Annotated in this window: 6 protein-coding genes; 5 read left to right on the forward strand and 1 reads right to left on the reverse strand. The window is 51.8% G+C overall.

What is annotated here, in order from left to right; translation table 11 throughout:
* Positions 1-50: 50 nt before the first annotated feature.
* The gene (locus AWB74_RS38530; protein WP_235024848.1) at positions 51-1190 is read left to right on the forward strand and encodes a GNAT family N-acetyltransferase; all 1140 of its coding nucleotides are present in this window, start codon (positions 51-53) and stop codon (positions 1188-1190) included.
* Between the two features lie 5 nt (positions 1191-1195).
* On the opposite strand, the gene AWB74_RS38535 is transcribed toward AWB74_RS38530, so the two are convergent.
* Positions 1196-2509 (reverse strand): oligosaccharide flippase family protein, encoded by a 1314-nt coding sequence (locus tag AWB74_RS38535; protein WP_143749418.1) that lies wholly within the window; start codon positions 2507-2509, stop codon positions 1196-1198.
* Between the two features lie 291 nt (positions 2510-2800).
* Here AWB74_RS38535 and AWB74_RS38540 point away from each other — a divergent pair, with 291 nt between their 5' ends.
* From AWB74_RS38540 to AWB74_RS38555, 4 genes are all read left to right on the forward strand, one after another.
* Positions 2801-3910: a glycosyltransferase family 4 protein gene (locus tag AWB74_RS38540; RefSeq protein WP_087039435.1), complete on the forward strand. Its 1110-nt coding sequence runs from the start codon at positions 2801-2803 to the stop codon at positions 3908-3910.
* Positions 3907-4446, forward strand: coding sequence for a putative colanic acid biosynthesis acetyltransferase (locus tag AWB74_RS38545; RefSeq protein WP_200822097.1), 540 nt, complete (start codon positions 3907-3909; stop codon positions 4444-4446). Before AWB74_RS38540 ends, AWB74_RS38545 begins: the two co-directional genes overlap by 4 nt.
* Positions 4447-4456: 10 nt before the next feature.
* Positions 4457-5713, forward strand: coding sequence for a glycosyltransferase WbuB (locus AWB74_RS38550; RefSeq protein ID WP_087039436.1), 1257 nt, complete (start codon positions 4457-4459; stop codon positions 5711-5713).
* 890 nt (positions 5714-6603) lie between these two features.
* Positions 6604-8376 (forward strand): galactose oxidase early set domain-containing protein, encoded by a 1773-nt coding sequence (locus AWB74_RS38555; protein WP_235024849.1) that lies wholly within the window; start codon positions 6604-6606, stop codon positions 8374-8376.
* Positions 8377-8458: the final 82 nt, after the last annotated feature.

An 8458-nucleotide genomic window follows, 5' to 3' on the forward strand; every position in this document is an offset into this window, starting at 1 on the left:
CAGAGCCAACCAATTATGGCTACGGCAAGCGAGATCTTTTAAAGAAATAGGTGAAAGAACATAAAGCGGCGACGCGTTCTCTTGCGGCCATAACAACATTGCGCACTAGGAAAACCGCGTTCGTTAAATCAAACAAGGGGGGAAGCGTGCTGAAGAAAAACGTAGATGGCGTGGTTGCGATCCCAGAGCGACCCAGAAAAGCAAACCGCCATGCCCCCCCTCTACCCCTAAGTGGGTTGTGTCCGAGCGCTTCATCACTCGAAGCGCAGCGGTCGATTTTTCATGAGGCCTGGTGGCTAGATATCGCTTCGGGAGGACGATGGGCACTTGCACAGGTCGAGGAAAGCGGAACGATTGTTGGAGAGATGCCGTACTATTTGCCGCGAAAAGGTATTTGGCAAACTTGCATCAATCCACCCCTTACCCGCACGCTGGGACCCCTTATTCTGGATACACAGCAGTCGCCTACGGCAGAATTCCAACACAGAGTGTCCGTCACCAACAAACTTATCGAGCAGCTCCCACGAGTCGACAAATTCTTCCAGGTATTCGATCCTCGAATTAGAGATGCGGTGGCATTTTCTCTAAACGGTTACAACGTTTCCCTCGGATTTACATTTCGAATTTCTTTCGAACAGACGTGCGAAGACGCGTGGCTTAATATTCGAAAATACACTCGCAATCTGATTGAAAAGGCGGAAAAAAGGTTAACCGTCGGACCCATTTATTCGGTGGACGATTTTCTCAATTTCTATGCCGCCAATCTGGCTGATCGCAGGTTAAGAAATGCCTATAACGAGCGAACCATGCGCAGTCTCGTCGAAGCTTTTACGGACCGAAAGGCGGGAATCATATTGGGTGCCTATTCAACGACCGGTTCCTTAGAAGCAGCAGTAGGATTAGTCTGGGACCGTCGGACGATGTACTATCTTCTCACGACACGGGCACAAACCGCCCATAGCGGCTCGATCAGCCTGCTAATCTGGAAAGCGATCCAGATCGCGATACAACGAAAATTGATACTGGATCTAGATGGCATAGCAAGCCCTACGATCTACCGATTCCTGTCCTCCTTCGGTGGATATCTTGAACAGAGGATTGAGGCTGAAAAAATATCCACGGGCTACGCTTTAGTTCAGACGCTGCATCGGCGCTTTTTTTCCTCTACTTCGCAGGGTTCAAACATATGAAACGGTTAGTTTTCCCTTGCGTCGCTAACAACTTCGCTTCCGTGCCGCGGCTCGTAAGCGGATTCAACGACGATGTTACACCGCCTAAAGCAACCGAAAAGCATCCACACCATCGATACGAATGCGCCAGGAACAAGCGCGGCAACCACCCCATTGAGTTGCCAGTAGTAGCCGCCCAAGGGTATGGCGACGAGCAAGACACAGCCTTGCGCCATCAAACCCTGTGTAACGATGCCAGGCCTGTTGGTCGCGCGGAGATAAGCAGTCAAAACCGTCCCGAGCGCTCTAAACGCAGTAGCCGCCAGTGCAATTCGCAGAAGCTGAGTCACGCCCTCCCAACTCGGACCTAGCAACACCCGGATTGCCACGCCGGCGCACACCTGCGCGCAAATGAATACAACCACGGTTCCAATTCCGATTACGAAGAGATACTGTTTAAAGGCATGGTATGCATCCGCTTGCGCCTTGCGAAATTGCGAAGAAAACGTCGGAAAAAGATACTGAGAATACGCATAGAGAAGATCGAACATGATCATTTGCGACAGCTTCGACGTCATTTGATAAACGCCGAGACTCTCCGGCCCAAACCACTTTCCCACCACTATGCGGTCGAACTGGTTAAGAAGCAAATTGTTGGCGAGGCTATCTGCCCAGATCCAGCGACTGTACGTGGTGTAATGCTTGATTGCGCGCAGGCGAAAATTCGGTCGCCAAGTGGGGGCACTCAAGATAAACAATGTAACGCTTCTGCAGAGTTCCGAGAGTATCATCGCTCCGACAACAGCATATACGCCCATTCCGAGAAACACTCCGGCCAACGCCAATGCAAAGTCAAATGCTGCAATAGAACTCTCCGTAATAGCAATTCGAGAGAATCGACGATCGCGCAACCAGACCCATACACATGGCGATGCGAACCCGCGAATCACGGGGACCGCTGCAGTGGCGAGCAACATATGCATCGCCCCCGCCACATGGAACTGGCTTGCGAGGAACGGTGCTAACGCCATCATGACAAGCCCAATGGCGCAACCTCTCAAGATCAGTAGCGACCATGCCGCACCCAATTCTATGTCACTGGGACGCGCTTTCTGTACGATGGCTTGGCCCACGCCTGTGTCGCTCACTGCCTCTGCGATTGCCAAGACCAATAAGCCCACGCCAATGATTCCCACCGCCTCGGGTCCGAGTAGTCGGGCGATCAACAAAAATTTGATTCCAACTAGTGCGCGCATCAAACATTGCTGGAGCACCAACCATACGGCACCGTTCCCCGAGAGCGCCTGGAATCGACTACTCAAATATTTTTTGAATGACAAGGTAGGCGGACTCCGATCGAACGCTGCGGGATCTTGTCAGCGCATCTTCACGATCATAGTGCATGAATGCAATCCGCAGCAGATGCAATCATGCCTACGCCCAATAAATGATTCATAGAACTACATAGCGCAGTAGCTGTTGTGTGCTCAACCGAACAGTTCTTGGATGTTGCACTTGCGTCGAACGCGGTATAGGCGCAGCATGAAAAAGTTTCCCATCTTTCGAGTTACGCTGCCGAAAGTCGCGTCGTTGCGGTGTTTTCAAGATAAATTATACTCGACGAGGCATCTATGGAAAGAAAGCATGGCCCACTTTTTTTTATTGGGGCAATGCCGCCGCCCCTGCATGGGATGTCGAATGTAAATGCGCGGATGTTTGCGGCACTGAGTAGACGTGATATAAATATACATCTTTTCGACATCGCTAGACACCGCAATAATACAACTGCGGCGGCCACTACAAATAGCGAGAGAGTCATACACCATATCTTTCGATTCGTTAGCTTGATGGCTTTCGCACGAGGCAAAAAAAAAACGTATCTCTCTCTCTCTGGTGGTTTCGGACAATTTCGGGACCTTGCCTTTATCGTGATATCGCGTGTTTTCCGCGCGAAGATTTATATTCACCATCATAGTTTCGCCTATTTGAATAAGCGAAAAGCTATCACGCTTCTTTGTGTTTGGGCAGCAGGACCACGGTCTGATCATATAGTTCTATGCGAGCGAATGGCAGTGCTCTTGTCGAAGCAATACCAGACCCGTCCAAATCGGATTTCGTGCCTGTCGAACGCGGCTTTTCTCAGCAGTGAAGAAAGAGGTATGGGGCGGCGCCAACTGAGGACCGTGTCTTTCCTCTCGAACATCACATTCGAAAAGGGAATCTCGACGTTTTTCGAGGTGGCGGGCGAGCTGAAAGCAAGGAAGGTTCCAGTTCGTTTCATGATCGCCGGTCCGGTTGCCCTAGATGTCAAAGGGTGGCTTGACCTTGCACTCGCAGCGGCGCCAGAGGTTCAGTATGTTGGACCTCAGTACGGGCTGGAGAAAACGCGTTTCTTTAGTCAAACTGACTTGCTCGTATTTCCCTCGACCTATCCAAACGAAGCCGAACCGGTAACCATTCTTGAAGCCTTCAGCTTCGGGGTTCCTGTTATCGCTACGGCGCTGGGGTGTATCCCAAGTTTGGTGAGTGACGAGCGTGGCTTCGTGGTACCAGCCCAAGCTCGCCTACCCTTAACTATTGCCGGTCTTATTCAACAGCTCATAGAAGACGAAATCACATATCGACGCCTCTCAGAGAATTGCAACACATACTTCGAGAGTAATACTTCGGGTCATTTATCTGCTTTGAAGCGAATAGTCGATTCCATAGAATGCGGACGAGACTTCGAAGGAAAGACATGATCCAAGACCTCCGCGAATTCCGAGTGCCGCGGCACTTCAGAGGCGCGTCCTCCTTTAAGGTGCAAATTTGGTGGCTCGTGCAAGCTTCGCTGTTCCGATGGTCACCGCAAGTAATGTACGGATGGAGACGAGGTCTGTTGCGTGTGTTCGGCGCTAAGATCGGGAAATCCGTAATTATCCGACCAAGCGCGACGGTAACCTATCCTTGGAAGTTAGCGATAGGCGACTTCTCGTGGATCGGAGATGACGTCGTACTATACAGTCTTGGACAGCTAACTATTGGTTCAAATAGCGTCATATCCCAGCGTTCGTACCTCTGCGGGGGAGACCACGATTATCGGGATCCTGCGTTCCCGATTAGAGCGCGAAGCATACAAATCGGTGATCAGGTATGGATTGGTACAGACGTCTTTGTCGGTCCGGGGACCTCTGTAGGTAAAGGTGCCGTTATTGGCGCTCGTAGTACGGTAGTACGTGACATTCCACCTCTGATGGTATGCGTCGGAAGTCCAGCGCGGCCCATCAAACACCGGTGAGGGCTAAGAAATGAAAATCTTGCTGTTCACTCTGAACTATGCACCGGAAGTTACTGGGATTGGGAAGTATTCCACCGAACTTGCAGAGTGGCTTTTTGCTCAGGGTCACGAGGTTCGTGTCATCACGGCATCGCCTTACTACCCTCAATGGAGGGTATTAAATGGGTACCAACCGTCCCGGTACAAAATCGAAAACATTAACGGCGTACGTGTCACACGCGTTCCGTTCTGGTGTCCCCGCCGCGTGTCCGGCGTTAGCCGAGTCTTGCACTTGGCAAGTTTCGCTGCGGGTGCTCTGCCAGCAGCGCTAGCGAACGTCCGTTGGAAACCGGAGGCGGTGTGGGTGGTAGAGCCACCACTATTTGCATCACCAATCGCCTTGCTCACTGCTAAGCTTTCGAAAGCGTCAAGCTATCTCCATATCCAGGATTATGAACTAGACGCAGCCTTCGAACTCGGCGTGTTAGACGGAAGATTCCTTCGGCGCATCGGTGTGCGAGTAGAACGATTTCTTATGTCCAGATTCGACAAGATCTCGACAATTTCAGTAAAGATGCTCGAGCGTGCAAAGGATAAAGGAGTTCCCAGCGAGCGCTCAATATTGTTTCCCAACTGGGTGAATACGAGCGAGATATTTCCCCTTTTTGTACCAAGTGCTTACCGCCGCGAACTCGATATCGAGCCAGGAGCAATTGTTGTTCTTTACTCCGGCAATATGGGACAGAAACAAGGCTTGGAATTACTTCCTAAGGTAGCAAAAAAACTTCGTGATTGGCCCGACCTATTGTTTGTTTTTTGTGGCAGCGGCCCTGGAAGGCGTGGACTTCAGGAAGCTTGCCGCGAGCTTTCCAACATCCGCTTCATCGACTTGCAACCAAATGATAAATTCAATGACTTGCTTTCTCTCGCTGATATTCATATTCTCCCTCAAAGATCGGATGCAGCCGACCTCGTGATGCCATCGAAACTATTGGGAATGCTTGCCAGTGGTCGCCCGATCATAGCCACTGCTCACCGGAACACTGAGCTATGGCAAACGATACATCGCATTGGAATTGTCGTCGATCCAGGCTCCGTTGAGGAGCTGTGTGCCGGCATCGTCAAATTAGCGAACGATCGAGGCTTACGAGAGGAGCTCGGTGCGGCGGGTCGAGCATACGCGATATCTGAACGATCAAAGGATGCCGTTTTATCCAGGTATGAGGAAGTTCTTATCAACACGGCGTCTGAGAAGCGACGGAGCAAGCCGTTGTCTTGTAGTCGGTGAAACGTTCAAGCTTGGCGAGCCAGTATAGATTCAGCACGTCGCTTCCATGGAGCAGCATCAATTGAGGAGTTGCTTCAAAAGACACACCACGATGGCACGCTCGATCGGAACTGCCGGCACTGAGGTGATGAGCTTCCGGAAGAGGTCGGGGCGATCCAAGCGTCGTCGGAGGGACAGCGGATGCTCTTCGCTCGCGGACTTACCTGTCGTGGTAGAAGCTGTTCTCGCGCATTCAGGTGAGGTGATCGCTCGCGGCCTCTTTATTTCGAAAAATTAGATCGCAATTGATGCGACTCCACGAGCACAAAATATTTAGCCGATTAAACGAAATACGACGTCTTTCGGAAGGGTTCTTTGGTCCGGCCTCCGATTCCACCGACCTATTGACAACGGTGGTATCGTCGTGCCGTGCTACCATGATGCAGGTTCTGCAGAATTCCAGCAAATGTGTGCGATGCGACACGAGATCGGCTATGTGGCAGTACGCCAGCCGCGGTACGTGATTCGGCGCGGGAATTCATTACAACTGTTCACATTTCATGGGAGCGCTGGGGTTGGCATCAACTATTAGCTGAAATTGGTCTAAGCCGGCAATGCATAAGATCGCATCACTTAATGAACGCGTTGTGAATTGTAAGACATATGTTTTGCGAAGAGTTCATTAACGGTTTGTGTGGTATTTGTCGCATACAACGCCTATAACTTGTCTATCATGCGAATCGCAACGTGTGCGCGTGTATGTCGTAACCTAAGGATTGTTCGAACCACGTTGTTGAGTCGAAGCGCGGCGTCGACAAGATTCGTCGGCGGCCAGTTCAATTAGGTTGGCGCGGTTGGTCACGCTCAGATGGCCACAATCCCCTGGCTTCTATTCACCAAGAGCTCATACCATGAATCCATTAGCGAATTTGCCGGGAAAACCGTTAGCAGTCCTTCTTGGCGTCTCGCTGAGTGTTCTGCCTGTCTCCTATGTGCAACAAACCGCCTGGGCGGCACCGGCTGTTGATCCTGCTAACGACGCCTGCTCGAATCCGGATGCCGAAGTCAAGCTTAAGCACCGCGAGATCGCGCTGCTTGGCCCTGAGCACGCGGCGGCCCATGCCAATGCACGTGCACACCAATGCAGAGTGGCAAAAGGCTTGGAAAAAAAGGCTGCGCCGGATCCCCAAGTCCTTGCCGCGGCCAATGCGCTGCCGAGCACTACGGCTGGCCAATGGAGCGACCCCTTCGTTATCCCAGTGGTCGGTATTGCCTCGGTTTTGCTTCACACCGGCAAGGTTTTGTTTTGGTCATATAAGCCGGAAGATTACGGGAACCCTGCCGCATCTAATACGGGCGTCGCCTATGTTTGGGATCCGGCTACTAGGACGGGACATTCCGTCACTCCACCGGAGAACATTTGGTGCGGCGGACAAACAATATTGAGCGACGGCAGGGTGTTCATAGCAGGCGGCAATTTGCGATATCCTGACCCCAATGATCCTTCAGGGCACACTGGCTGGGAAGGGGCGCTTAGCAGCTATACCTTTGATCCTGTCAGCGAGACCTGGAAAAGGCAGCCGAATATGTCAGTGGGCCGATGGTATCCGACTACGACCCAATTGGCCGACAATCGGGTCGTGATCACCAGCGGCTTTGACCAAAGTGGGTCGGTTGACCAAAACGGCGTAACATCAAACGTTACGAACGTGGTGGAGGTGTTTACTCCATCGGCTAGTGCGGGTGGAGTCGGCACTATCAGTGCTGTTTCTACGCACGATCCGACCGGCCTCTATCCGTATCAATATCTCACTCAATCGGGTCAAATGTTGCAGGCTGGGCCGGCTTTTTTCAATACCTTCCTGTTCGCTCCGAATACGTGGTCGTGGAGCTCGGTCCCTACCCTGACGACCTCTCATGCTGGGTATGGCAACGGCATCATCTATAGCGATGCTTCAGTCACTCCCCCAAGACAGATGGTAATGATTGCTGGTGGAGAGAATGGTCAAACGGCAATCAGCAATAACGAATGGCTCGATATTGCCCAGCCCGGTTCAGGCTGGCAGCAGTTTCCGCATTGGCAGCAGGCACGACATAACGGAAATACGGTTATCTTGCCGGACGGCACATTATTCACGGTAGGCGGAAATCAGCAGCCTACGACTTACGACGCGCCCCTCTTCGAAAGCGAGCTCTACAACAAGCCTGCTAACGATCCAACGGGCCAGTGGATGCAGGTGGCTCCCCATGTTATACAGGCGGCGTACCACTCGAGTGCCATTCTGTTGCCTGACGCGACGGTCTTGTTATCCCAGGACGACAACAATCCCTTGGCAGCTAGCACGCACCAAGCCCAAGTTTATTCTCCACCATATATGTTTAAAGGCGCTCGTCCTCAAATCGTCAGCGCTCCAACTATAGTAACCCTAGGTCAAGCATTTAACATCACAGCCAACACGGCAAAAGTTGCCAGCGCTGTGTTAATCGCGCCCGGCGCTGTAACTCACGCCAACGACATGCACCAGCGCTTCATCAAACTGCAATCCAAGGTCGCAGGAAATAGTAATAATGTGAAACTCACAATACCTACAAACCGTTCATTGGTGCCGCCGGGGTATTACATGCTTTTCATTGTTGACTCCAGCGGGATACCGTCCGTCGCGAAATTCGTTCGCGTTACGTAGTCGGCCTTGCAGAATGGCGCGAAGCCAGGCGCGGCTTGCGAATAGGGGCAAATAGAGGGTTGCGGAACTCCCAGTTTCAATA

Origin of the sequence: Caballeronia arvi (genome assembly GCF_001544695.2) — a bacterium.
Classification (GTDB): domain Bacteria; phylum Pseudomonadota; class Gammaproteobacteria; order Burkholderiales; family Burkholderiaceae; genus Caballeronia; species Caballeronia arvi.